The sequence below is a fragment of the Yinghuangia soli genome (assembly GCF_021502675.1).
Lineage (GTDB): Bacteria > Actinomycetota > Actinomycetes > Streptomycetales > Streptomycetaceae > Yinghuangia > Yinghuangia soli.
Map to the genome: position 1 here is coordinate 414,199 of NZ_JAKFHA010000002.1, position 23,315 is coordinate 437,513.

Consider the following 23,315-nt stretch of genomic DNA (forward strand, 5'->3'; position numbering starts at 1 on the left):
CACCCCCCCCTCCCCGGCCGGCGCCGGGCGCGGCCGGGGCCCCCGCCCGGGCACGCGCGCGGGCTCAGAACTGCGCGATGTCGACCGGCGCCACGAAGGGGTTCTCCGGGCCGGCCGGGAACGAGGTCCAGCCCTGCGCGTCGTACACGTCCATCAGCTCGTGCTCGGTCTTCTCGTCCTCGGGCCACTCGGCGCGCACCACCACGTGCACCGAGGGGTGCGGGTACTGCTCCCACCACTCGACTATGTGGCCTTCGAGGTCGACCGGCACCGGGTGGTGCTCGACGCGGTGCACCATCATGTACGGCCCCCCGGTCCACGGGCCGACGTACGCGCCGCCCAGCGGGATCGCGGAGACCGAGTCGCCGCTGCGCGGGAGGGCGGGCCCGGCGAAGTCGCCGGACAGCAGAGAGCCGACGTACCCCGTCGGGGGCCGGTCCTCCGGGACGTCTTGGTAGAAGTCCACCCGGAGTCGGTACCGGATCACGCGCTGCCCCTCTGGTTGCTGACGTCAGGCGGCCGGCCAGACGGCCGGTTCCATGAGTCAAATACGTATACCAGCCAAATCGGGTTGCGCCGAGAGGCGGAGAGAAACCTCCTGATTTGCCGGATTCAGGAGGGCTGGTCGTCCGCGGTGAAGTCCTGCCAGGTTTTCCACAGGCTGGGGACGGTGCCCGACCCGGCGGAGTGCTCCGGCCAGTTCGCGGGCGGCAGGCCGATGGGGTTCGCGCCCACGTCGGCGCCGTACCAGAGGTCGTGGCGGCGCCGCACGAACAGCCAGCGGCCGCCGCGCCGCTCGTACACGTCGCGGTACAGGATCGCCTGGTGGATCCAGCGCGGCCCTTCCTGGATCTCGCCCTTGCAGTACACGTGCCCGGTGGCGTGGTCCTCGTCGAGCAGGTCGATGACGTGCGTGCCGACGTTCAGGATGGTGACGCCCAGCGGGCGCAGCTGCGCGGCGAAGGAGGCCCGCAGCGCGTCGCGCCCGGACTCCTCGCGGGTGACCCGCACGTCGTCCACGAAGAGCCCGCACAAGGCGTCCAGGTCGCGGCTGTCCACCGCGAGGGCGTAGCGCGCGGCAAGCTGCCGGATCTCCTCGTAGGCGAGAAGCCTCTGTACGTCGCGCCGTGCGCCCTCGTCCATGCCTGCTCCGTTCCGTCGCGTCGCGCATCGATCTTGATGATGCGTCAGTTCCTTGATACCGGATTGAGGCGGAAGAAAGAGCAGTCGGGAAGGGTGTCGTGCATGACCGGGAGCCTTGCGGGACGTGTGGCGGTGATCGCCGGGGCAGGCGAGGGGATCGGCCTGGCCAGTGCGCTGGCCTTGGCCGGTGAGGGCGCCGACCTGGTGCTCGGCGCGCGCCGGGAAGGGCCGCTGCGCGAGCTGGCGGCGTCGGTGGCGGACCGGACGGGGCGCAAGGTGCTCGCGGTGCCCACCGACATCGCGGACCGCGACGCGTGCCATGCGCTGGTCGCGGCGGCCGCGGACGGGCTGGGGCGGGTCGACGCGGTGGTCAACGTCGCGACGTACAACCCGTCGGGCCGGGTCGAGGACCTGGACCGCGACGAGTTCCGGCGGGCCTTCGACGTGAACGTCCTGGGCGTGCTGGAGGTGAGCCGGGCGGCGCTGCCGCATATGCGGGCCGCGGGCGGCGGTTCGATCGTGCAGATCAGCACCGAGGCGCCGCGCATGAAGCTGCCGTACATGGCGGCGTACGCGTCGACCAAGATGGCGATGGAGATCGCCTCGGCGACCATGGCCCGCGAGGTGGGGCGGGACGGGATCCGGGTCAATGTCGTCGTCGCGGGCTACACCGACAACGCCAAGCTCGCCGCGTACCTGGGCGAGGTCGCGGAGCGCCGCGGGATGACCGCCGAGGCGGTGCGCGAGGAGTTCGCCGCGAGTGCCGCGCTGCGCCGCATCACGCAGCCCGAGGACATCGCCGAGGCGGTGCTCTTCCTGGCCTCGCCGCGCTCGCGGGGCATGACCGGCACGGTCACGCACGTGACTTCGGGGGTCGTCCTGGAGCCGTAGGGAGCTGTCGGCCGCTTCGGCCGCACCGGCCGCCCCGGTCGGGGCGGCCGGTGCCCCAGGTGTCCCCGCCGACCGGCCAATCCGGCCAAGCTCGTCGAATCCGCGCAACCTCGTACGCTCCCGCGCGTATGCCCGCGTATTTCCGGGCAGACCAGCGGATGGAGGGGTCCGGTGCGGTCGGGGAGGGGGACTCCGGTGGGGCGGAACCGGATGTCGGAACGCGCGGGCGACGCGGCGGCGTTGACCGTGGTCTTCTTCGCGCTGATGCTGGTCGCCGCGATGGTCGCGGCGTTCGCGGTGATCGCCGGCTCGTGGCTGTGGATCGTGGCGCTGCTGTTCGCCGCGCTGTTCCTGCTCGGCTGCGGGTGGAGCGCACTCGAGGTGGTGATCGCCCGGCAGATGGACCGGGAGAACCGGGCCCGCGCGCGCGGCGACTACGCGGTGCGGCCCATCGAGCGCAGGTAGGCCGGGCGGTCAGCGCCGGGACGTGCGGCGGTCCTGCAGGAAGCCGCCGATCACGGCGTTCTCCTCGGCGCTGAAGATGCGGTGCGGCACCATGATGGCCTGCGCCGGGTTGAACTCGAAGATCCACTGGCCGTCCACCGAGCGCAGCTTGCGGAACGTGGTCCAGGGGATCTCCGCCCGGTTCGCGCCTATGGTCGAGCGGTAGACCTCGTCGGTCAGCGTCACTTCGCAGACGTCGCCGTGCATGTGCTTGTTCTGCCGGGCGGCCTGCAGCGGCGCCCAGAAGCGCAGCGCGAGCATCGCCCCGCCGAATGCCAGGAACACGAACGGCCAGAAGGCGAGCGCGCCTTCGAGCGCCTCGATGAGCAGCACCACCAGGCCCAGGCCGACGAGCAGTGCGCCGCCCGCGGTCAGACCGCGGAACAGCCCCCGGCGGAACGCGACGACGCCGTCCGCGATGTCGTGCTCGGTCGGAATGTAGCTGGCGGTGATGTGCACGGGCGGATCTCCAGTCGGGCCTGCCGGCGCGGCGGGCGGCGGGGACCATGGTCCCATGGCCCGTGCGCTCCGGCCGAAGCGCCTGCGCCGGCCGGACTGCCGGGCGGCCCGGCTCGCCGGCGGGGTCAGCGCATCGGGGCGGGGCGCTGCGGCGGCCAGGGGGCGTACGGTTCGGGCTCGGCATTCCCGGCGGGTGCGGCGAGCGCGCCGGGGAGATCGGGGACGCCGTTCGCGGCGGGCAGGGCGGCCGCCGGGTGGACGCCCGGGGGCAGGGCACCCGGCTGCGCGCCGGGGACGTACTGCGCGGGCCACGGCGCGGTGCCGCCCCAGCCGGGCGGCGGACCCCAGCCCGGGACGCCGGCACCGCCGCCGGCGAAGCCTGCGCCGGGGACGCCCGCGCCGGGAGCTGCCCAGCCCTGCGGCGCCCCCCAGCCCTGCGGTGCGCCGGGGTGCTGCGGGGGACCCCACTGCGCTCCGGGCATCGGTGCGTATGCCGGCTGCGGCGTCCAGCGCGGCAGCGGCATCGTGCGGGTGAGCACCTGGCCGAGGGCGGCCCGGGCGGCCCACAGCTTGTCCAGCAGGTCCCGCTCCTGCGGCGTGAACTCGGCCTCGGTCACGCGTCCGCGGGTGGCGCGCTCGCGCAGCTCGGCCAGCGCGGTGGCGTTCCAGTGGTACTGCCGCAGCGCGAGCTCGCCGGGCCGTCCGTACAGCGCGGCTGCGGCGCGGCGCTGGCGGTCCCGGTCGGCGATCGAGCCGAGCACCAAGGGCTCGTTCCAGGTGAACCAGCCGGCCTGGACGTACCAGGGCAGCTGGGCGGACACCGCGGCGAGCTGGCGGCGGCGCATCTTGCCGCCCAGCACGAACACCCCGGCCAGCAGCGGGGCCATCACCACGAAGTAGACCAGCAGCATCAGCTCGGGCGCTTCGTCCACGGTGCTCTTCCAGGCCGCGCCGTTCCAGGCCGAGTGCAGGCCGACCGCGACCAGGTACCCGGCCGCTCCGAACAGCACCGCGGCGGACCGCTTGCGGGCCAGCACCGCGAGTCCGAGCGCGAGCCCGGTGGCGGCGGTGAACAGCGGATGCGCGAACGGGGTGAGGATCGCGCGGCCCAGGAAGGTCGCGGAGGTCTGCGCGGCCGCCTCGCCCTGCTCGCTGCCCTCGACGAACGCGCGGCCGAAGTACAGGACGTTCTCGGTGAACGCGAATCCGGCCGCGGTGGTCGCGGCCAGCACGAGCCCGTCGAGCGGGCCGCGGAACCAGTGCCGCCGGAAGAACAGCAGGAGCAGCAGCGCCGCGCCCTTGGTGGCCTCCTCGACGAACGGCGCCACCACGGTCAGGCCGAGCAGCTCGGCCTGCTCCTCGCCGGACCGGTCGACGATTGCGTCGATCGACCACGTGTTGGCGTACAGCGCGGCGAGCGCACCCGCCCCGGCGCCCCAGGACAGCGCGAAGGCCAGGTGCGGCCACGGCTGCGGGCGCGCCTTGCCGAGCAGCAGGAAGACCCCGACCACCAGCGGCACGGGCAGCGCGGCGAGCGGGAGGCCGATGGCCAGACCGAGGAAGCCGGTCGCCTCGACCATCTTGACCGCGGCGGTGATCCAGCAGGCCGCGAACAGCAGGGCGAGGGCGGCGACGCGGTTGCGGGGGCGCGCGAAGAACACGCGGAGGCGGGCAGCCATGCGGCCGCCGCGGTCCGGGACCGGGGCGATCGGTGCGTGATCGGGTGCGTCCATATGGTGTGACGATAGCCGGGAGTGCCGACCACTTCGTTTCCTTGACCGAAAAAGCCGGGCCGGTTCCGGTCATGATCGACCGGTCCGCGGCGCTCCGCCCCCTTGCTCGGAGCGGCCGTCAGATGCGGCGGAAGACCAGGTCCGCGACCTCGTGGCCCTTGGCCAGGCCCTGCCGCTCGAACCTGGTCTGCGGCCGCCACCCCGGGCGCGGCGTGTAGCCGCCGTCCGGCGCGGTGTTGGCCAGCGCGGGCTCGGCGGAGAGCACCTCCAGCATCCAGGCGGCGTACGGCGCCCAGTCGGTGGCGCAGTGCAGCGTGCCGCCCGGGGCCAGCCGGGACGCGGCCAGCGCGGCGAAGCCGGGCCGGATCAGGCGCCGCTTGTGGTGCCGGGACTTGGGCCACGGGTCCGGGAAGTACACCCGGATCCCGGCCAGCGAGCCGGCCGCGAGCATGTCGGTGAGCAGCACCACGGCGTCGCCCTCGGCGAGCCGCACGTTGTCCAGGCCGCGGGATTCGACCAGGTGCAGCAGATTCCCTATGCCGGGCGTGTGGATGTCGGTGGCCAGGATGTTCACGTCCGGCTCGGCGGCGGCCATCGCGGCGGTCGCCTCGCCCATCCCGAAGCCGATCTCCAGGACCACGGGCTTGCCGTTGCCGAACAGTGCGGCCGGGTCCAGCGGCGTCCCGTCCACCCGGAGCCCGTGGGTGGGCCACAGCCGGGCGATGGCGTCCTGCTGCTGCGGGCTGAGCCGGCCGCGGCGCGGGTGGAAGGAGCGCACCGTGCCGGTGGGCGGCCCGCCGAACGGGTCGGGCACCAGGGTGGACTCGGTGCCGGGCGGCGGCGAACCGGGCTTGCGGGCCGCGCCGGGCGCGTCGGACGTGTCGGGGGACACTGCGGGAGACGGGGAGGACATGGAGAAGACCGTCGGCTCGGGGGCAGGGCGGGGTGCGGGCGGCGAGGCCACGCGGACCCTTCGATGCTACGGGAGCCCGCGGCCCCGGCCCGGCTCAGACCACCGGGGCCAGCCGGTCCAGCACGCGGCCGGCGATCTCCTCGCCGATCGGCAGCGACGCGGTGGCCGCCGGGGACGGGGCGTTGAGCACGTTGACGATGCGCTCGCCGCCGGTGAAGAGGAAGTCGTCGACCAGTTCGCCGTCCGGGCGCACCGCCTGGGCGCGCACTCCGGCCGGGGCGCGGACCAGGTCGTCGGCGGTCACCGCGGGCAGCATGCGCTGCACGGCCTTGGTGAACGCGGGCTTGGCGAGCGAGCGCAGCATCTCGCCGGCGCCGTACCGCCAGTGCCGCTTCGCGATGTGCCACATGCCGGGGTAGGCCAGCGTCGCGGCCAGCTCGCGCGGGCTGGCCTGCGCCCACGAGTAGCCCTCGCGGCGCAGCGCGAGCACCGCGTTCGGGCCGACGTGCACATCGCCGTGGATGCCCCGGGTCAGGTGCACCCCGAGGAAGGGGAACGCCGGGTCGGGGACCGGGTAGACCAGGCCGTTGACCAGACCGCGGCGGTGCGGCGCGAGCTCGTGGTACTCGCCGCGGAACGGCACGATGCGCACCGGCGGCGGCGCGCCGCCCTCGGCGCGGGCCGCCATCGCCGCGATGCGGTCGCTGTACAGCCCCGCGCAGTTGACCACCACCCGGCCGCGCACCTCGCCGAGCCGGGTCTGCACCACCACCTCGCGCGGGTGCACGGCCAGCGCGGTGACGCCTGCCCCGGTGCGCAGCGAGACGCCGTGCTTGTGCAGCAGGTCGACCAGCGTGCGGCAGACCTCCGCGTAGTCGACGATGCCGGTGGTGCCGACGTGCAATCCGGCGATCGCGCGGATGTTCGGCTCGTGCTCGCGGATCTGCTCCGGCGTCAGCTCCTGCACCGGGACGCCGTTCGCCTCGCCGCGCTCGAACAGCGTCTTCATCCGGCCCAGTTCGGACGGATCGGTGGCCACCACGAGCTTGCCGGTCACCTGGTGCGCGATGCCGTGCTCGCTGCAGAACTCCACCATCCGGCGGGCGCCTTGCACCGCGAAGCGGGCCTTGAGGCTGCCCGGCTTGTAGTAGAGCCCGGAGTGGATCACCCCGCTGTTGCGGCCGGTCTGGTGCGCGGCCCAGGAGGTCTCCTTCTCCAGGACGGCGACGGTGGTCCCGGGGGAGCGCCGGGTCAGGGCGTACGCGGTGGACAGACCGACGATCCCGCCGCCGATCACGATCACGTCGTACCTGAGCATGAACTCCCCGCCTTCGCCGCACCGGACGCCCCCAGTATCCCGCACGGGCCGCGCCCGGCCCGCCGGATCAGCCCCGGTTCCCCCGGACGAGGCAGGCGGCGGTCAGCGGTGGAACCACACGACGAGCCGCACGCCGTCGTCGCCGTGCACCTGCGCGAGGGCGCGCATGACGTCCCACACCGGCTGCCACTCGGAGCCGGCCGGGATGGCGTCGCGGCGCCGCATGAGCACTGTCCGGAACACCATGTCGCCGTGAGTCCATTCGGTCTCCTCGCGCGGCAGGCGGTCGGCGTACGAGCCGCCGAAGCCGGTGCCGAGGCTGTCCGCGACCGCGCGGCTCCACGCGGCCTTGCCGAGCGGCCGCAGTCCGGTCTCGGTGCGCACGTACTCCGTGACGCGCGCGTCGACTCCCTCGGCGGGCTCCTCCCAGTCGATGTCGCGGAGCTCGGGCCACCCGACCCAGGTGGCGGAGAAAGCGGACGCCGCGCCGTATCCCCGGTCCCGGTCGTATATGGCGCGCACGGCGGAGGAGGTGTCGGCGGGCAGGCCGCGTTCCGCGGCCACCGGGCGGAACCGGGCGTGGTTGGCGACGCCGAACAGGCAGCCGAAGGCGTCGTAGTCGCGGCCCAGGTAGAGCTCGCTCAGGGCGATGACGGAATCCCAGGACGGTGTGTCCCCGTCGTTGCCGCCGTACGGCGTCAAGCGCTCGATGTACCCGGTGATGTCGATGCCCATGGGCCCGATTGTCCGGACGCCCCAAGGGAATGCACGCGGTTTTCCGGCCGGCGGAGGGTCAGGCGGTGATGCCGATGCTGTTGCGGACCTGGTCGGCGAAGCTGCGCACGACCGGCTCGCGGGGGTGGGCCGCCTGCAGGCCGGTGACCAGGTCGCGGACGTACGCGGTGTTGCGGGCGGAGTGTACGCGCTGGGCCACCGCGAGGGCGCGCAGCCCGGCGCCGCAGGCGGCGTCCAGGTCGCCGGCCGCCAGTTCGGCCTGCGCGCCGACCGCGAGGCGCAGGCCGTGCGAGCGCACGAACGCCTCGCTCTGCCCGGCCAGCGCGGCCGCGGTGAAGCGCCGGGTCTGGTCCGGCAGTTTGAGGTCGCGGTAGCACTCGGCGCCGTCCGCGCAGAAGCGGTCGTAGGAGAAGAAGTCGATCCACTCGGGGTCGTCGTCGCCGGGCCGCGCCCGTTCCAGATGGGTCTCGGCGGCGTTGAGCGAGCGCGCACAGGCGGCCGGGTCGCCGGCCCGGGCGTGCGCGCGGGCCTCGACCAGGTGCAGGAAGCCGGTGACCTTGGCGGTGGCGATGCCGCGGTTGCGCTCCACCGCGGCCTGCGCGAGGTCCACCGCGGTCTGCGGGTGGCCGCGGTAGGTGGCCTGCAGGCTCATGGTGGCCAGCACGTAGCCGCCCAGCGGCACGTCGGCGGCCGCGCGGGCCAGCCGCAGTGCCTGGATGTAGTAGCGCTGGGCTATCTCGTGCTGCCCGGTGTCGAAGGCCATCCAGCCGGCCAGCCGGGACAGTTCGGAGGTGGCGCCGAACAACTGGCGGCCCACCGCGTCCTGGTAGGTCCCGCGCAGCAGCGGCGAGGCCTCGGCGCGCAGGCATTCGGGCACCATGGAGGCGCGCCAGTCGCCGCCGCCGTACTTGCTGTCCCAGCGCCGTGCCTCGGCCGCCGCCTCCCGGAGCTTTGCCACATCCGCCTGGCCGACCTTGCGGTCCGTGCCGCGGTGTTCGGCCAGTGCGTCCGCCGGGGTGATGAGCCATCGCGCCAGAGGCGTCGCGAAGGCGGTGACGGCGAATGTCCCGGTCAGGAATTCGCGGCGGTTCACGTGGTCGTGCCTCCACAGGTCGGTGGCCTTGAGGACGGCTTCGGAGAGGTCGCGCGGGAAGGACAGGCCGAGCTCCGGGTCGGTCGGGCCGCTCTCCTCCAGCCCGATTTCGTCCAACGGCACCGGCCGGCCCAGGCGTTCGGCCAGCACGGCGGCGATCAGGTGGGGCACCGGGCCCTGCGGGGTCATGCCCTTGCCGACCCAGCGGGCCACCGACGTCTTGTCGTACCGCAGGGTCAGGCCGCTGGCCGCGCCCAGGTCGTTGACCCGGCGCGCCAGGCCGGCGTTGCTGACCCCGGCGCGGACCAGGAGTCCGCCGAGGCGCTCGTTGGGGCCGCGGGCGGCCGCGGACCGGCCGGTGTGGTCCGGGGGTTCGGGCACCGGGCGGGCCTCGCGCGGGCGCGGCAGTGCGCGGGGCAGGCGGGCAGGCGCCGCCGCGGGTCGGAGGGCGGCTTGCCCTGACCCGTCGCGCTTAGGACCACTGCGCATGGCTTGCCCCCAAAGGCGACCTCCGTCCCACTCAGGGTAACGGGCGGTTGCCGTACGGGTAAGAGGAATCCCAAGGAATGGGGCAACCGGACGAATGGCGGCCGGCGGGTGTACGGATCGCGCCGGAACGGTACGCATCAAGTAGCTGATGGGGTGTCAAAACCAGGGACCATCAGGGGTAATTCGAACAAAAGAGAGAGAGTCGGGCGCACCGGTGCGTCGTGCGCCGGTACCGTGTGCCTGTGCGCCTGTTCATGCGCTCTGCACAGGGTTGCCTAACCTTGCTTCACTGAAAGGGTCGGCGACCGGCGGTCGGAGCCGGCGCCGTGGAGGACCGCGGTACAGGGGGATCTGACATGCGCTGGTTCGCGGGCACGAGCGGCAGCCACACGGCGCCGCGTCCGGACGGTTCGACCGCCCTGTGGGACGGTCCCGACCCGCTGTGGCTGGTAGGTGACTGGCCCGCCGACGAAGTGCGGACCTTCACACGCGGCCAGGTGCGCATGGCGGTCCTGGGCGATTGCCGCGCCACCGACGCGGAGTTGGAGGTCGGCCTCGCGGTCGCCCGCGGCGGCGGCCTGCGGCACCTCACCTGCTGGCCGGGCAGCTACCACGTGGTGCTCCGGCTCGGCCGCCGCACGCTGGTCCTCGGCGACCTCGCAGGCCTGCGCCAGCTCTACTACGCGCCCTACGGCGACGGCGTCGTCTACTCCTCGCACGCCCTTCCGCTCGCCGACCTCACCGGCGCGCGCATCGACCGCGACCTGCTCGCGGCCCGCATCGCCTGCCCCGAGGTCACCGAACTGGCGGAGCGCCGCTCGCTCTTCACCGGCATCGAGCGCCTCGACGTGGGGCACACCCTGGAGCTGGCCGGCGCCAAGACCCGGTTGCGGCTGCACGAACAGGGCGCCGCGCCGCTGGACTTCCCGGCGGCCGCCGCGGCGCTGCGCGATGCCCTGACCGCCGCCGTCGGGCGCCGCGTCGAGGCGGCCGGCAAGGCCGGCACCGACCTGTCCGGCGGCCGCGACTCGACCGTCCTGTCGCTGCTCGCGGCCCGCGCCACGATGCACGAAGTCGTCGCGCTGACCTGGGCGGACCCCAGCGCCCAGGACGACGTCGACTACGCCTCCCGGGTCGCCACCGCGTCCGCCCGGCTGCGCCACGTGCTGGTGCCGGCTGATCCGGACTGCCTGCCGTACGCCCGGCTGGCCGACGCCTTCGACGTGCCGCCCGCCACCGACGACCCGGCCGCCCCGCTGGTCACCGCGGCCCGCACACTGCGGCACCTGGAGGCCGCCCGCGGCGCGGGCATCGACGTGCACCTGACCGGCTACGGCGGCGACGCGGTGCTCGGCACGCCGCTCGCCTACCTCGCCGACCTCGCCATGGACCGGCATCCGGTGGCCGCCATGCGGCACGCCCGGTCCTGGGCCAAGGTGGCCGGGCTCCGCCCCGGCGACCTGTCCGCGGCCGCGCGGCGGGTCGGCCGCACCACGTTCGACCAGGCACTCGGCGAACTCGCCGGGATGCTCACGCAGTCCGGCCCCGGCCTCCCGCGCGGCGGTGCGGACGCGCTGATCCGCTGGGTCGGCCCGGCGCCCGCCGCGGCCTGGACCACGCTCGACGCCCGGCACCAAGTCGCCGCCGCCCTGCGCGCCCTGGCCCGCGAGACGGCCGAGACCGCGGCCCGGCCCGGCGACCCGTCGGTGCATCGGCGGCCCGGCGACCGCGCGTCGTGGGTCGCGGTGCGGCGCTCCGCCGACCGGCACCGCGTCATGCAGCAGCTGGCCGAGGACTCCGGGGTGCGCATGCGCGCGCCTTATCTCGACAACGCGGTGGTGCGGGCCGGGCTCGCACTGCCCGCCTGGGCGCGCGGCCGCGGCGACGGACCGCGCACACTGCTGCACACCGCGGTGGAAGGCCTGGTGCCGCGCTCCGCGCTCTCGCGTACCGGCAAGGGCGACTACACGCAGTCGGAGATCCGCGGCCTGCGCCGCAACGCCGCGGACCTGCGCGACCTGTTCGCGGCGCCGCTGCTCGGCGAGATCGGGATCCTGGACGCCGACGCGCTGCGCGCCGCCCTGGACCGCGCCACCCGGCCGGTCCTGGGCAAGGGCGCGGCGGCCGGCGATCCGGGCGAACTCCTGGGCGGGTTCGCCGACGTGGTCGGCGCCGAGCTGTGGCTGCGCGCGGTCGCGGCCGGCCGCGCGGCCCGCTGGGGCAGCACCGCGACCGCGGGCTCGGTGATCGCCGCGGTCGCCTGACACGCCGCGCGCTCCGCACCGCATCGGACCGAAGGCCCGGCCCGCCTGCCGCCGCAGGCCGGCCGGGCCTTCGCGCTGCCCGCACGAGCAGGCCGGACGCGACCGGATGCGGACCGGGCGGGTGTTGGGGCCGGTCCCACGGTTTGCCGCCATCCCTTGATCCGGACCGGTGCCGCGCCTAGCATCCGACGCATCCGACCATCGAGTCGGAATTCCTACTGCAGGGTTGACGATGCCGCCACGGAACCGCCTGATGCGCGACGAGATCCGCGCCGCCGCCACCCGGCTGTTCGGGGTGCGCGGCCTGGGCGCGGTGACCCTGCAGGAGATCGCCGACGAGCTGGGCGTCTCCAAGGCCGCGCTCTACCACTACTTCCCGAACAAGGACGCCCTGGTCCGGGCCATCTTCGAGGACTGGGCCCGGGTCGGCGTGGACCGCATCGACGCGGTCGTGGCGCTGGACGAGCCCGCCTCGGTCCGGCTGCGCCGCATGATCGAACTGCACGTGCTGGGCCTGACGCGCGACCTCGACCTGTACCGGCTGGGCTTCCGCGACGAGGACCAGCTGCCGGACGGCGCCCGCGAGGTGTTCGCCAAGTTCAAGCGCGACGTCGACAGCGCGGTGCGCACCGTGGTCCGGGAAGGCGTGGCGAGCGGCGAGTTCCTGCCCGTCGATCCCAAGATCGCGGGTTTCGCCGCGATCGGCATGTGCAACTGGATGTTCAAGTGGTACCGGCCGGACGGCGAGTACGAGGCGCACGAACTGGCCGCCATGCTGGCCCGCTTCGCGCTCGGCGGGCTGCTGCGCCGCGACCATCCGCCGGCCGGCGCCCCCGGCGCCGCCCTCGACCGTGCCGCGCTCATCGCCGAGATGGCCGCCGACCTCCAGCGCGAGGTCGACGCCCTGCGGGCCGCGGTGCACCACCAGAACGTCGGCAATCCGTCCGCGCCGCACCGCACACCCGAGCCGAGTCAGGGGGAGCAGTCATGAGGGACCGCCATCTCGAGCCCGAGCACATCGCGTTCCGCGAGAGTGCCCGCGAGTTCGTCCGCCGCGAAATCGTGCCGTTCCACGAGCAGTGGGAAAAGGCCGGCATCGTGGACCGCGAGCTCTGGCGCAAGGCCGGCAAGCAGGGCCTGCTGGGCATCGACGTGGACGAGGAGTACGGCGGCGGCGGGGTGCGCGACTTCCGCTACCTCATGACGCTGTCCGAGGAGATCGTCCGGGCCGGGGCGTCCGGCGTCGGCTTCGGCCTGCACAACGAGGTGGTGGCGCCGTACCTCAACGACCTGGCCACCGACGAGCAGAAGGCGCGCTGGCTGCCCGGCTTCTGCTCCGGCGAGATCATCACCGCGATCGCGATGACCGAGCCGGGCGCGGGCAGCGACCTGCAGGGCATCCGCACCACCGCGGTACGCGACGGGGACGCCTGGGTGCTCAACGGCGCCAAGACCTTCATCACCAACGGCATCCACGCCGACCTGGTGATCGTGGTGGCCAAGACCGACCCGGAGGCCAAGGCCAGCAAGGGCATCAGCCTGCTCGTCGTGGAGCGCGGCATGGCCGGCTTCGAGCGCGGCCGCAACCTCGACAAGGTCGGGATGAAGGCGCAGGACACCGCCGAGCTGTTCTTCTCGGACGTCCGGGTGCCGGCCGCGAACCTGCTCGGCGACGTGAACCGCGGCTTCTACCACCTCATGCACAACCTGCCGCAGGAGCGGCTCGGCATCGCCACCGCCGCGGTGGCCGGCGCCGAGTCGGTGTTCGAGCACACGCTGGAGTACTGCAAGACGCGCACCGCGTTCGGGCAGCCCATCGGGTCGTTCCAGAACACCCGCTTCGAACTCGCCGAGATGGCCACCGAACTGGACATCGCCCGCACGTACATCGACGACTGCGTGATGCGGCACCTGGACGGCGAGCTGGACGCGGTGGCCGCGTCGAAGGCCAAGTGGTGGACCACCGACCTGCAGAAGCGCGTCGTGGACCGCTGCCTGCAACTGCACGGCGGGTACGGCTACATGATGGAGTACCCGGTCGCCAAGGCCTTCGTGGACAGCCGCGTGCAGGCGATCTACGGCGGCACCAACGAGATCATGAAGGAGATCATCGGGCGCTCGCTCGGGGTCTGACGGGTCTTCACGCCCCGATCCGGGTGCACGACGATGCTTACCGTTGGCCGGTTCCGGCGGGAGGGGACCGTCGTGGAGCATGCACGCAACCTGCTGGCCTCCTTGTGGCGCGCCGCCGACCACTGGCCGGAGCGCCTGGCCGCGTACCGGCGCGGCCCGGCCGGGCCCGAGGACCGCGCGCTGACCTGGCGGCAGCTGGAGGACCGGGTGGTGGCGGTGGCGGCCGGGCTGATGGCCGGCGGCGTGCTGCCCGGGGACCGCATCGGCGTCATGGTGCGGCCGTGCGTCGAGTGGACGGTGCTGGACCTCGCGGTGCTGGCCGCGGGGGCGGCGACGGTGCCGATGCCGCCCGGCCAGGGGATCGCGGCGTGCCACCGCGCGCTGCGCGGCACCGCACCGCGCATGGTGTTCGTGGAGGGCCCGGCGGACGCGATGACCGTGGCGCGGGCCACCGGCGGGGCGGCCGATCCGCCCCAGGAGATGTTCGTGCTGCGGGAAGGCGGACTGCAGGTGCTGACGTCGTGGGCGGAGCCGACCGACCGGGATGCGGTGCGGCCGTACGCCGAGCGCGTCGCCACATCCGCGGTGGCGCTGTTCGACCGCGGCGCGGCACCCGCGACGCACGGCCCGGCCCGGCCGCTCACGCACGCCGAGGTCGGCCGGGCGGCCCTGCGGCTCGGCACGCTGCACGGCGTCTCCGGGCCGCGCGGCACGGACCCCGGGCGGCTGCCCGGGCCCGCGGTCACGGTCGGTCCGCTGCACCGGCTGCTGCCGCACCTCATGCAGTTCGCGGCGCTGGAGGCGGGCCGCTCGCTGGCCTTCCCCGGCCGCCCGGCCCGACCGTACGCCGCGGCGGGGTGAGCGCCCGGAGCCGCTGCCGCACACCTTGACCGACCCGCGACCACTGCGACGACTGCGACGCTGCTGTCTGAATACCTGGCACGACCCGCGGCGCCTGCGACGACCCGCGACCTACCTGCACCGATCAGCGAGGGGATGGGCACGAATGGCCTGGGACTTCTCCACCGAACCGGAGTTCGAGGAACAACTGGAGTGGATGCGCGGATTCGTCCGCACCGAGATCGAACCCCTGGAAACGGTCGACCTCGACGACGCCGCGATGCGCGCGGTGACCGCTCCGCTCAAGGAGGAGGTCAAGGCCCGCGGCCTGTGGGCCGCGCACCTGCCGCCGGACCTGGGCGGCCAGGGCTTCGGGCAGGTCCGGCTGGGCCTGATGCACGAGATCCTCGGGCGCACCCCGTACGCCCCGGTGGTGTTCGGCAACAACGCCCCCGACTCGGGCAACGCCGAGCTGCTCGCGCACGGCATCGCCGCGTCCGGGCGCACCTGGCAGCGCGAGAAGTGGCTGGAGCCGCTGCTGGAGGGGCGCATCCGCAGCGCGTTCTCGATGACCGAGCGGGACACCGCCGGCTCCGACCCCACGCTGCTGGCCACCCGCGCGGTGCGGCACGGCGACGAGTGGGTGATCGACGGCCACAAGTGGTTCACCTCGAACGGCTCGGTCGCCGACATCCTCATCGCCATGGTGGTCACCGACCCGGAGGCCAACCCGCACAGCCGGGCCTCCATGATCGTGGTCCCGGCGGACACCCCGGGCGTGGAGATCGTGCGCGACGTGGCGACGCTGGAGGACCCGGGGCGCACCGAGCGCCTGCACGGGTTCGGCGGCCACGCGGAGATCCGCTACCACGCGGTGCGCGTGCCCTACGAGAACCTGGTCGGCCACGAGGGCGACGGCTTCAAGCTGGCCCAGCTGCGGCTCGGCCCGGGCCGCATCCACCACTGCATGCGCTGGCTCGGGCAGGCCCAGCGGGCGCTCGACATGCTGTGCGAACGCGCGCTGTCGCGCTATGCGCACGGCTCGCTGCTGGCCGAGAAGCAGACCGTGCAGAACTGGATCGCCGACTCGTACGCGGGCATCCAGGCGGCCCGGCTCATGACGCTGCACGCGGCCTGGCGGATGGACCGCGACGGCGCGCCGGCCGCGCGCACCGAGATCTCCGCGATCAAGTTCTACGGCGCGCAGGTGCTGTACGACGTGATCGACCGGGCCATCCAGATCCACGGCTCGCTCGGGTTCTCCACCGACCTGCCGCTGGAGCAGATGTACCGCTACGCGCGAGCGGCCCGCATCTACGACGGCCCCGACGAGGTGCACCGCGTGAGCGTGGCCCGCCAGGTGCTGCGCAACTACCGTCCGGCGGACGTGCCCACCGAGCACGTGCCGACCCGGCGCGAGGAGGCCCGCAAGAAGTTCGCGGCCCTGCTCGACACCGCGGAGGGCGACGCGTGACCGAGCTCTCCCCTGCTCCGGCGGGCGTGGACGCGGACGCGGTCACCGGCTGGCTGGCCGCCCGCGTCCCGTCCCTCGCCCCGCCGCTCGCCTTCACCCCGGTCGTCGGCGGGCACTCGAACCTGACGTACGTGGTCGCCGACCAGGGCGGCCCGCAGTGGGTGCTGCGCCGCCCGCCGCTCGGCCATGTGCTGGCCACCGCCCACGACATGGGCCGCGAGCACCGCATCCTGGCGGCGCTCGGCGGGGACCGGACCCCGGTGCCGGTGCCGCCGGTGGTGGGCCTGAGCCCGGACGACTCCGTCAACGGGGCGCCGTTCTACGTCATGGAGTTCGTCGACGGCGCGGTGCTGCGCAACGAGGCCGCCGCGACCCGGGAACTCGATGCGGCCGGGCGGCGCCGGGCCGGCGAGCAGCTCGCCGACACGCTCGCCGCGATCCACGCGGTCGACATCGATGCCGTGGGGCTGGGCGACCTGGGCCGCCGCGAGGACTACATCGGCCGCCAACTGCGGCGCTGGCACCGGCAATGGGATGCCACCCGGGTGCCCGGCATCCCGGAGATCGACGAGGTGCACGCCGCGCTGGCCGCGTCGGTCCCCGAGCAGCAGGGCGCCACGATCGTGCACGGCGACTTCCGGCTCGACAACTGCATCATCGGCCCGGACGGCACCGTACGCGCGGTCCTGGACTGGGAGTTGTGCACGCTGGGCGATCCGCTCGCGGACGTCGGCACGACGCTCGTCTACTGGGTCGAGCGCGGCGAGGCCGCCGAGCTGCTGCCGTCCGACGGCACCGCCTCGGAGGGCTTCCCGGACCGCGCCGCGTTCTGCGCCCGGTACGCGGCGGCCACCGGCCGGGACCTGTCCGGCATCGCCTGGTACACCGCGTTCGCCTATTGGCGGCTGGCCTGCATCCTGGCCGGCGTGCTGGACCGCTACACCGCGGGCGCGATGGGCGACCAGGCCGGCGACGGCGGGGCGTCGCGGTTCAGCAGGGAAGGCCTGGCCGGTCTCGCGGCGAAGGCCCGCAGCGTCCTCGAGGAAGGGAAGTTCGTGTCATGACGGTCGACTTCACCGGGAAGACCGCGCTGGTCACCGGGGCGAGCCGGGGGATCGGGCTGGGCATCGCGGCCGAACTGGCCGCGTGCGGTGCCAACGTGGTCCTGACCGCGCGCAAGAAGGAGGCGCTCGACGAGGCGGTCGCGCAGCTCGGGGGCCCCGGGCGGGCGATCGCGGTGGCCGGCAAGGCGGACGACCCCGAGCACCGGGCCGAGGCGGTCGCGGCCGCCGTGGAGACCTTCGGCTCGCTGGACGTGCTGGTCAACAACGCGGGCATCAACCCGCACTTCGGGCCGCTGATCGAGGCGGACCTCTCCGCGGTGCGCAAGATCTTCGAGGTCAACACGGTCGGCGCGCTGGGCTGGACGCAGGCGGCGTACACGGCATGGATGCGCGAGCACGGCGGCAGCGTGCTGAACGTCGCCTCGATCGGCGGAATCGTGGCCGGCCCCTTCATCGGGGCGTACAACGTGAGCAAGGCCGCGCTCATCCACATGACCCGGCAGCTCGCCGCCGAACTCGGCCCCGCGGTCCGGGTGAACGCGGTGGCGCCGGCGGTCGTCAAGACCCGGTTCGCCGAGGCGCTGTACGAGGGGCGCGAGGAGGAGGCCGCGTCGGCCTATCCGATGAAGCGGCTGGGTGTGCCGGAGGACGTGGCCAAGGCGGCCGCGTACCTGCTCTCCGACGACGCGTCGTGGATCACCGGCGAGACGCTGGTCGTCGACGGCGGCATCTCGCTGGCCGGCGGGGTGGGCTGAGCGCGGCACCCGCCGAGGCGGCCGGACGCGGGCCGTACGCGGGGCCGGACACGGGGACGGACGCCGCGTACTGGTCATCAGGACGTCATCTGCTCCTAACAAGCGCCGGATAGCCTGCGGGCATCCGGCGGGCAGCGCAGCGGCGTCCGACCGGGAACCGAGGCCGGTCATGGGCAAGGGTCCGCCGGGGGGCGCCCTTCCCATGACCCCTTCGCCGCCGCGCTGCGCGGCCGGGCGGGTGATCCTCGGCCTACGCGTGATGGTAAATGTGATGAATTGACCATTTTGCGGTACCAGCCCTTCCGACCCTTCGGCGCCGCCGATCGGGCGACGAGGAGGGCCACCCATGACACAGGACGAGCCGCGCGGGGTCGTGGTCGGCGTCGACGGGTCCGATCCGGCGCGCCGCGCGCTGGACTGGGCGATGACCGAGGCGCAGCTGCGCGGGCTGCCCCTGTACGTGGTGGGCGCCGCCCCTCCCGCCGGTGCCTACGCGGCGATGGCGCCCGGGTCGGTCTACGTCGAGGACATGAACGCCGCGCTGGAGGCGGTCCGCGGCGAGACCGAGGCGATGGTCGGGGACGTGAACCGGGGCCGCGACCAGCCGTTCGAGGGCGAACTGCACGTCAAGATCTACTCCGGGACCGCCACCGAGGTGCTGCTCGGCCTGTCCGAGCGCCATGTGCTGGTGGTGGTCGGCTCGCGCGGCACCGGCGGCTTCTCGCGGCTGCTGCTCGGCTCGGTCAGCACCGCGATCGTGCACCACTCGGCGTGCCCGGTGCTCGTCGTCCGCGAGTAGCGCCGACCGGGGCGCGGCGGCCGCTCACGTGCAGCGCAGCCGGGCGTCCGCCCAGTCCGCGTGGTCGTCGCCGTTGCCGTCGCCCGCATCGGTGACCCGGAGTTCGAGCATGCGGCGCCCGGTCAGGTCGACCGAGACCGGGACCGCGGGGGCGCCGCCGCGCCGCACGCCGGAATCGGCCAGCAGGATGCCGTCCGCGTACACCTGGAAGCGCACCGAGCCGCGCCCGCCGGTCTCGTCGTCGACGCCGACGGCGGATGTGAACGCCGAGCACTCGCCGTCGAGGCGCACCACGATGCGCGAGGCGGCGTGCGCACCGACGCCGCCGTAGTAAGGCCTGCCCGCTATCTGCATGGTGCGGCCGTCCCAGATGCCGCTGCCGCCGTTACTGGACGCCAGTTCGACCGGCCCCCAGCCGTTCGTCTCCGACTCCCGCCAGATGTCCTCCAGGCGGTACCACCAGAATTCGTCGGCGCTGTCGTCGGTCGCCGGGGCGAGACCCGGGTCGGGCAGGGTGGGGAGCACGGCCTTGCTGGGCGGCGCGGACGTCGAGGACGGACCCCGCGCGGGGGTCGTGGCCGAGGTGTTCGGCGCGGTGCGGGTGTCCGGCGGGCTGCCGGGCGTGCTCTCGACGGACTGCGCGGGGAGCAGCGGAATAGCCGGGAACACGGAGGGCCGGCCGGTGTGGGGGAGGGGCGAAGCGGACGCCCAGGGCTTCGCACCGGGCCCGTTCGCGGTCGGCCGGTGCGGCGGTCCGGGTTTGCCGCTGCGGGGAGTCGCGGGCGCGGAGGCCGCCGCGGGCGGGGCTTCGCGGCCGGGCAGCGGCGGCAGCAGTGCGGCGGCGTACAGCGCTCCGCCGGCGAGGGCGAGCCCGGCGCCTGCGACCGTGCTTGCGGAGGCCAACCCGCCGAGGGTCACGCCGGCGCCGGCGGCAGTTGCCGTACTTGCTCCTGCTGCGCTTGCCGCACCGGCACCTGCTGCACTGGCACTTGCCGCGGCTGCACTGGCTGCGCCGGCACCCGCCGCGGCGGCGGCTCCGCCGGCCGCGGTCCCGCCCGGGAGCAGCATGAGCCCCGCACCGCCCAGCAGTGCTGGGGCGACCAGCGCCCGCATGCAGCGGCCGATGTCGTCCAACTCCCGCCGCAGCTCGCGGCATTCGGGGCAGCCGGACAGATGCCGCTGCATCTCGTGCCGGGCCCGCAAACCCAAGGCACCGTCCAGGAACGCACCCATACGCCCCAGATGCACGCGGCACTCCGCCGCCGTGGCAGCGCTGTTGACGTGCGCCTGCAGGAACGCCCGGCGCAGGCCTGCGCGCGCCCGTACCGCCAGCGCGGCCACTGCGTTGGGCGAGACCCCGAGCAGCGGGGCTATTCGGGCGGGCGGATCCCCTTCGACGGCGGTGTGCCAGAGCACCGCCTGCCAGCGTTCCGGCAGCGACGCGTACGCGCGGCGCACCAGTGCGTGGTCGAGTCCGGCCGCCAGCGGGTCGGACGGCGTGCCGCGCTCGGTGAGGTCCTGCGCCGACTCGTCCAGTGGCACGACGCGGCGGCCGGTGCGCGACCATTCGACCGCCAGCCGCCGCAAGGTGGTCAGCAGGTAGGCGCGGACCGCCTCCCGCGGGCCGCCGCCGGCCCGCAGCACTTCCAGGACGCGCGTGAACACCTCGCCGGTCAGGTCCTCCGCGGTGTCGCGGTCGCGGGCGCAGCGGCGCGCGGCCCGGCGGACCGCGTCGACGTGCCGGGCGTAGAGCAGCGCGTACGCCTGCCGGTCGCCGCCGCGGGTGCGCAGCACGAGCTCCGCGTCCGGCGGCGCCGCAGTGTCCTCGGTGCCGTCCGGCGCGTCGTGCTCCCTCATCCGACCATGATCACTTGCCGCCGGTGCGGCCCCGGCGCCGGGATCACGCCACCCGCAGCCCGCCCCGGCGGCCGCCCGCGCCGCCGTCCGCCCAGTCCTGCTCGATGTGCACGAAGGACGGCCGCAGGGTCGGCACCGAGGCGTGGCCGGTGGCCGCCACGATCGGGTCGTACGGGGCCAGGGCGGCCAGGTGGACCAGGGCCGGCAGGGCGTCGGTGCGGTCCGCCGCGACGGCGAGGCGGCCGTCGTCGAGCAGGTGCGCGGGCGTCCCGAAGATCTCCATGACGTGCTGGGCGACCAGCAGCGTCAGCCGCAGCCGCTCGTGCGCCGGGTACGCGCCGATCTGCGGCTCGACCGCCACCACGACCGGCCGGCCGGCCGGCTCGGCGGCCCCGCGGCGCATCAGGTGCCGGCGCAGCAGGGCCTCGGTGGGCAGCTCGGAGACCGGGTCGTAGCCCTCGACCACCGGGATCCGGGCGTGCCGGGCGGCGGCGTAGCCGGACACCACCGAGTCCGAGGCGCCGCGCCCGACCGCGGTCAGGAACAGCAGGTCCAGGTCGGACAGCGCGGCCAGCAGCGGGATGTCGGCGTCGGCCCGGTCACGGGCCAGCTGCTCGCAGGCGCCGCGAATCCGGCCGGGCCGGAAGAACGCCGCCACGGCGGCCTCGGCCCCGGCGGTCAGCCACGGTGCGTACCGTGGCCAGCCGGCCGCGGTGCTGCGCCGCCGCCACTCGGCGAGCAGCCAGGCGATGTGCCGGTCCTCTGCGGTGCCGGGCCGGTCGGCGGAGGTGTAAGGGTTCGCGGGGTGCTGAGGGTTCGCGGTCATACTCAGTGAGAGTGGGCAGACCGGGAATCGTGACGCGGTCCCGCGGGTGACTTCATGTGATCCACGTCACACCAGATGGCCCCCGGGTGTGCTCTCAGGTGGCCCGCAGCGGGGGCCGCAGGAACCACTCGCGGCACACCGCGGCGAACGCGGCGGCCCGGCGGGTCGGCCGCACCCCGCGGGCCTGCGCGAGGATCAGCGGCAGCGGCGGCAGGTCGTCGGTCAGCTCCAGCGCCACCACGCGGCCGCCGTCGTACGTGGCGTCGGTGGCCGGGCGGTGGTTGAGGATCGCGAAGCCCTGGCCCGCCGCGACCAGGGCCCGGACCAGCTCGGTGCTGCGGCTGCGGAAGCGTATGCGCGGGCTGACCCCGGCCCGCCGGGCCAGCGAGGCGAAGTAGTCGCGGCTGTGCGGCAGGTCCAGCAGGATGAGCGGGTCGCCGGCCAGCGCGTGCAGCGAGACGGACTTCTCGCCGGCCAGCGGGTGGCCGGGCGGCACTATCGCGTGCGGCGGCACCTGGGCCAGCAGTTCCCCGTCCAGCGCCTCGGCGCCGTTGCCCAGGTCGTACATCAGCGCGAGTTCGCAGCCGCCTTCCAGGAGGCGGTCGCGCAGGCTGCCGTCGTCCGCGCCGTCGGCCATCCGGACCTCGACGTCCGGGAAGCGGGCGGCGAACTCGGCGAGCAGCGGCGGCAGGCAGAACGGCGCGATGGGGTCCGCGCATCCGAGGCTGAGCCGGCCGCGCAGCGAACCGCCGAACGCCTTGGCGCTCGCGGCCATCTCGTCGGCGTGGCCGAGGAGTCCGCGCGCCTCGCCGAGGAAGCGCTCGCCCGAGGTGGTCAGCGACAGGCCCTTGGCGTGGTGCCGGACCAGCAGTTGCACGCCGAACTCGCGTTCCAGGTGCGCGATCGCCGCGGAGATCGCGGACTGCGACACCATCAGCTCGCGGGAGGCCCCGGTCATGCTGCGGTGCTGCGCGGCGGCCACGAAATAACGCAGTTGGACCAGGGTGAAGTTCATGGCATTCGCCGCTTCGGGGGTGTGTGCCGAAGTGCGCATTGCATGACGTCGATCCTAAGTCGGGGCCGCGGCTCCTGCGCGTCGGCGAAGCCGGTCGCGCGGGTCGCCGCGGCCCCGTCCGGGGCGGGTCAGCCCCGGGATGCCGTGGTGCTGCGGCGGGTCAGCGCGGGCCGCCGCGGAGGAAGAGCGTGTCCAGCTCGTCCTGGGTGAAGGGCTTGCCGGGCAGCGGCGAGGGCCGGTCCGCGCGGAGGCCGTCGAGGACGACCTCCAGATAGCGGGCGGCCACCGTCAGGCGCTGGGCCTTGGGCAGTCCGGGCGGAGGCAGGAGGCAGGACAGGAGCAGCGAGATGTCCGCATCGGACACGTCCTCGCGCAGGTAGCCCTCGTCCTTGGCGCGGTCCACCAGGTGGCAGACCGCCTCGTTGAGTGCGGCGCGGCCGGCCCGCATCTCCTCGGTGACCGGGACTCGGCCGCTCAGGGCCGGGAACAGCCGCCCGGCGCCGGAGGCGACCGCGCGCCGCAGGTAGCGGTTGAGCGCGGCCCAGGCGTCCGGTTCCTCGGCGAGTGCGGCCACCGCCTCGGCGGTGAGCCGGCCGGTCTCGGTGATCATGATGCGCTGGACCAGCGACTCCTTGCCGGAGAAGCGCCGGTAGATGGTGCCGACGCCGACGCCCGCGCGGCGGGCGATCTCCTCCATCGGGGCGTCGTACCCCAGTTCGCCGAACACCTCGCGTGCTGCGCGCAGCACTTGTTCGAGGTTGCGGCGTGCGTCGGTGCGGAGTTGGGTGGTGGATTCCGGATCGGCGGGCCCCGGCGGCGCGGCGACCGCGGCGCGGCCCCGTTGCGGCCGGCGTGCCGACGGGATGACGGTGCCGCGCGATGCGCCGGCCGTCCGTCCCGCGGTGCCCCGATCCCGTGCGAGTTCGTTCGAATATGTACGCGAAGCGCCCATTTACTTCCCCCGAAGGCAAGCGTTCGTGTCCCGTCTCGGACCGCTCAGTCATTGCCAG

The 23,315-nt window shown here is 74.3% G+C and carries 22 protein-coding genes; 10 read left to right on the forward strand and 12 right to left on the reverse strand.

The window, feature by feature from the left end; genetic code table 11:
- Nucleotides 1-64 precede the first annotated feature (64 nt).
- Both LZ495_RS06095 and LZ495_RS06100 read right to left on the reverse strand, forming a co-directional pair.
- Entirely contained in the window at nucleotides 65-487 is a 423-nt protein-coding gene (locus tag LZ495_RS06095) for a hypothetical protein (RefSeq protein WP_235050922.1), read from the reverse strand.
- A gap of 125 nt (nucleotides 488-612) precedes the next feature.
- Complete coding sequence (locus tag LZ495_RS06100) at nucleotides 613-1,143, reverse strand: nuclear transport factor 2 family protein (RefSeq protein WP_235050923.1); 531 nt, start codon at nucleotides 1,141-1,143, stop codon at nucleotides 613-615.
- Nucleotides 1,144-1,245: 102 nt separating this feature from the next.
- Between LZ495_RS06100 and LZ495_RS06105 the strand changes: the two genes are divergently transcribed.
- Nucleotides 1,246-2,034, forward strand: coding sequence for an SDR family NAD(P)-dependent oxidoreductase (locus LZ495_RS06105; protein WP_235050924.1), 789 nt, complete (start codon nucleotides 1,246-1,248; stop codon nucleotides 2,032-2,034).
- Between the two features lie 210 nt (nucleotides 2,035-2,244).
- Entirely contained in the window at nucleotides 2,245-2,499 is a 255-nt protein-coding gene (locus LZ495_RS06110; RefSeq protein ID WP_235050925.1) for a hypothetical protein, read from the forward strand.
- 9 nt (nucleotides 2,500-2,508) lie between these two features.
- Here LZ495_RS06110 and LZ495_RS06115 read toward each other — a convergent pair whose 3' ends face one another.
- From LZ495_RS06115 to LZ495_RS06140, 6 genes are all read right to left on the reverse strand, one after another.
- Nucleotides 2,509-2,997, reverse strand: a complete 489-nt coding sequence (locus LZ495_RS06115) for a YcxB family protein (protein WP_235050926.1) — start codon at nucleotides 2,995-2,997, stop codon at nucleotides 2,509-2,511.
- A gap of 125 nt (nucleotides 2,998-3,122) precedes the next feature.
- Nucleotides 3,123-4,730, reverse strand: coding sequence for a PrsW family intramembrane metalloprotease (locus LZ495_RS06120; RefSeq protein WP_235050927.1), 1,608 nt, complete (start codon nucleotides 4,728-4,730; stop codon nucleotides 3,123-3,125).
- A 118-nt stretch (nucleotides 4,731-4,848) separates the two neighbouring features.
- Nucleotides 4,849-5,643, reverse strand: coding sequence for a tRNA (guanosine(46)-N7)-methyltransferase TrmB (gene trmB / locus LZ495_RS06125; protein WP_235050928.1), 795 nt, complete (start codon nucleotides 5,641-5,643; stop codon nucleotides 4,849-4,851).
- Between the two features lie 94 nt (nucleotides 5,644-5,737).
- Nucleotides 5,738-6,961, reverse strand: coding sequence for an L-2-hydroxyglutarate dehydrogenase (gene lhgD, locus LZ495_RS06130; protein ID WP_235050929.1), 1,224 nt, complete (start codon nucleotides 6,959-6,961; stop codon nucleotides 5,738-5,740).
- A gap of 102 nt (nucleotides 6,962-7,063) precedes the next feature.
- Nucleotides 7,064-7,696 carry a hypothetical protein gene (locus LZ495_RS06135; RefSeq protein ID WP_235050930.1) on the reverse strand — a complete coding sequence of 211 codons (633 nt, stop codon included), beginning with the start codon at nucleotides 7,694-7,696 and terminating at the stop codon, nucleotides 7,064-7,066.
- A 58-nt stretch (nucleotides 7,697-7,754) separates the two neighbouring features.
- A complete protein-coding gene (locus LZ495_RS06140) occupies nucleotides 7,755-9,278 on the reverse strand; it encodes an NsdA family TPR-like regulatory protein (protein ID WP_372498527.1) in 1,524 nt (507 codons plus the stop codon).
- Nucleotides 9,279-9,634: 356 nt separating this feature from the next.
- Between LZ495_RS06140 and LZ495_RS06145 the strand changes: the two genes are divergently transcribed.
- From LZ495_RS06145 to LZ495_RS06180, 8 genes are all read left to right on the forward strand, one after another.
- Entirely contained in the window at nucleotides 9,635-11,542 is a 1,908-nt protein-coding gene (locus LZ495_RS06145; protein WP_235050932.1) for an albusnodin/ikarugamycin family macrolactam cyclase, read from the forward strand.
- A gap of 253 nt (nucleotides 11,543-11,795) precedes the next feature.
- Nucleotides 11,796-12,533 carry a TetR/AcrR family transcriptional regulator gene (locus tag LZ495_RS06150; RefSeq protein WP_235050933.1) on the forward strand — a complete coding sequence of 246 codons (738 nt, stop codon included), beginning with the start codon at nucleotides 11,796-11,798 and terminating at the stop codon, nucleotides 12,531-12,533.
- Nucleotides 12,530-13,675 carry an acyl-CoA dehydrogenase family protein gene (locus LZ495_RS06155; protein WP_235050934.1) on the forward strand — a complete coding sequence of 382 codons (1,146 nt, stop codon included), beginning with the start codon at nucleotides 12,530-12,532 and terminating at the stop codon, nucleotides 13,673-13,675. The genes LZ495_RS06150 and LZ495_RS06155 overlap by 4 nt, the downstream gene beginning before the upstream one ends.
- 72 nt (nucleotides 13,676-13,747) lie before the next feature.
- Nucleotides 13,748-14,536: an AMP-binding protein gene (locus LZ495_RS06160; RefSeq protein WP_235050935.1), complete on the forward strand. Its 789-nt coding sequence runs from the start codon at nucleotides 13,748-13,750 to the stop codon at nucleotides 14,534-14,536.
- Nucleotides 14,537-14,681: 145 nt separating this feature from the next.
- On the forward strand, nucleotides 14,682-15,989 hold the full coding sequence (locus LZ495_RS06165) for an acyl-CoA dehydrogenase family protein (RefSeq protein ID WP_235050936.1): 1,308 nt from the start codon (nucleotides 14,682-14,684) through the stop codon (nucleotides 15,987-15,989).
- Nucleotides 15,986-17,053: a phosphotransferase family protein gene (locus LZ495_RS06170; RefSeq protein ID WP_235050937.1), complete on the forward strand. Its 1,068-nt coding sequence runs from the start codon at nucleotides 15,986-15,988 to the stop codon at nucleotides 17,051-17,053. Before LZ495_RS06165 ends, LZ495_RS06170 begins: the two co-directional genes overlap by 4 nt.
- The gene (locus tag LZ495_RS06175) at nucleotides 17,050-17,808 is read left to right on the forward strand and encodes an SDR family oxidoreductase (protein ID WP_235050938.1); all 759 of its coding nucleotides are present in this window, start codon (nucleotides 17,050-17,052) and stop codon (nucleotides 17,806-17,808) included. Before LZ495_RS06170 ends, LZ495_RS06175 begins: the two co-directional genes overlap by 4 nt.
- 346 nt (nucleotides 17,809-18,154) lie before the next feature.
- Nucleotides 18,155-18,607: a universal stress protein gene (locus LZ495_RS06180; protein ID WP_235050939.1), complete on the forward strand. Its 453-nt coding sequence runs from the start codon at nucleotides 18,155-18,157 to the stop codon at nucleotides 18,605-18,607.
- A 24-nt stretch (nucleotides 18,608-18,631) separates the two neighbouring features.
- On the opposite strand, the gene LZ495_RS06185 is transcribed toward LZ495_RS06180, so the two are convergent.
- The 4 genes from LZ495_RS06185 to LZ495_RS06200 form a co-directional block, all read right to left on the reverse strand.
- Nucleotides 18,632-20,464, reverse strand: a complete 1,833-nt coding sequence (locus tag LZ495_RS06185) for a sigma-70 family RNA polymerase sigma factor (RefSeq protein ID WP_235050940.1) — start codon at nucleotides 20,462-20,464, stop codon at nucleotides 18,632-18,634.
- 43 nt (nucleotides 20,465-20,507) lie between these two features.
- Nucleotides 20,508-21,290 (reverse strand): hypothetical protein, encoded by a 783-nt coding sequence (locus LZ495_RS06190; RefSeq protein WP_235050941.1) that lies wholly within the window; start codon nucleotides 21,288-21,290, stop codon nucleotides 20,508-20,510.
- Nucleotides 21,291-21,384: 94 nt separating this feature from the next.
- Nucleotides 21,385-22,344 (reverse strand): LysR family transcriptional regulator, encoded by a 960-nt coding sequence (locus tag LZ495_RS06195; protein ID WP_235050942.1) that lies wholly within the window; start codon nucleotides 22,342-22,344, stop codon nucleotides 21,385-21,387.
- Between the two features lie 121 nt (nucleotides 22,345-22,465).
- Nucleotides 22,466-23,053 (reverse strand): TetR/AcrR family transcriptional regulator, encoded by a 588-nt coding sequence (locus LZ495_RS06200; RefSeq protein WP_235050943.1) that lies wholly within the window; start codon nucleotides 23,051-23,053, stop codon nucleotides 22,466-22,468.
- Nucleotides 23,054-23,315: the final 262 nt, after the last annotated feature.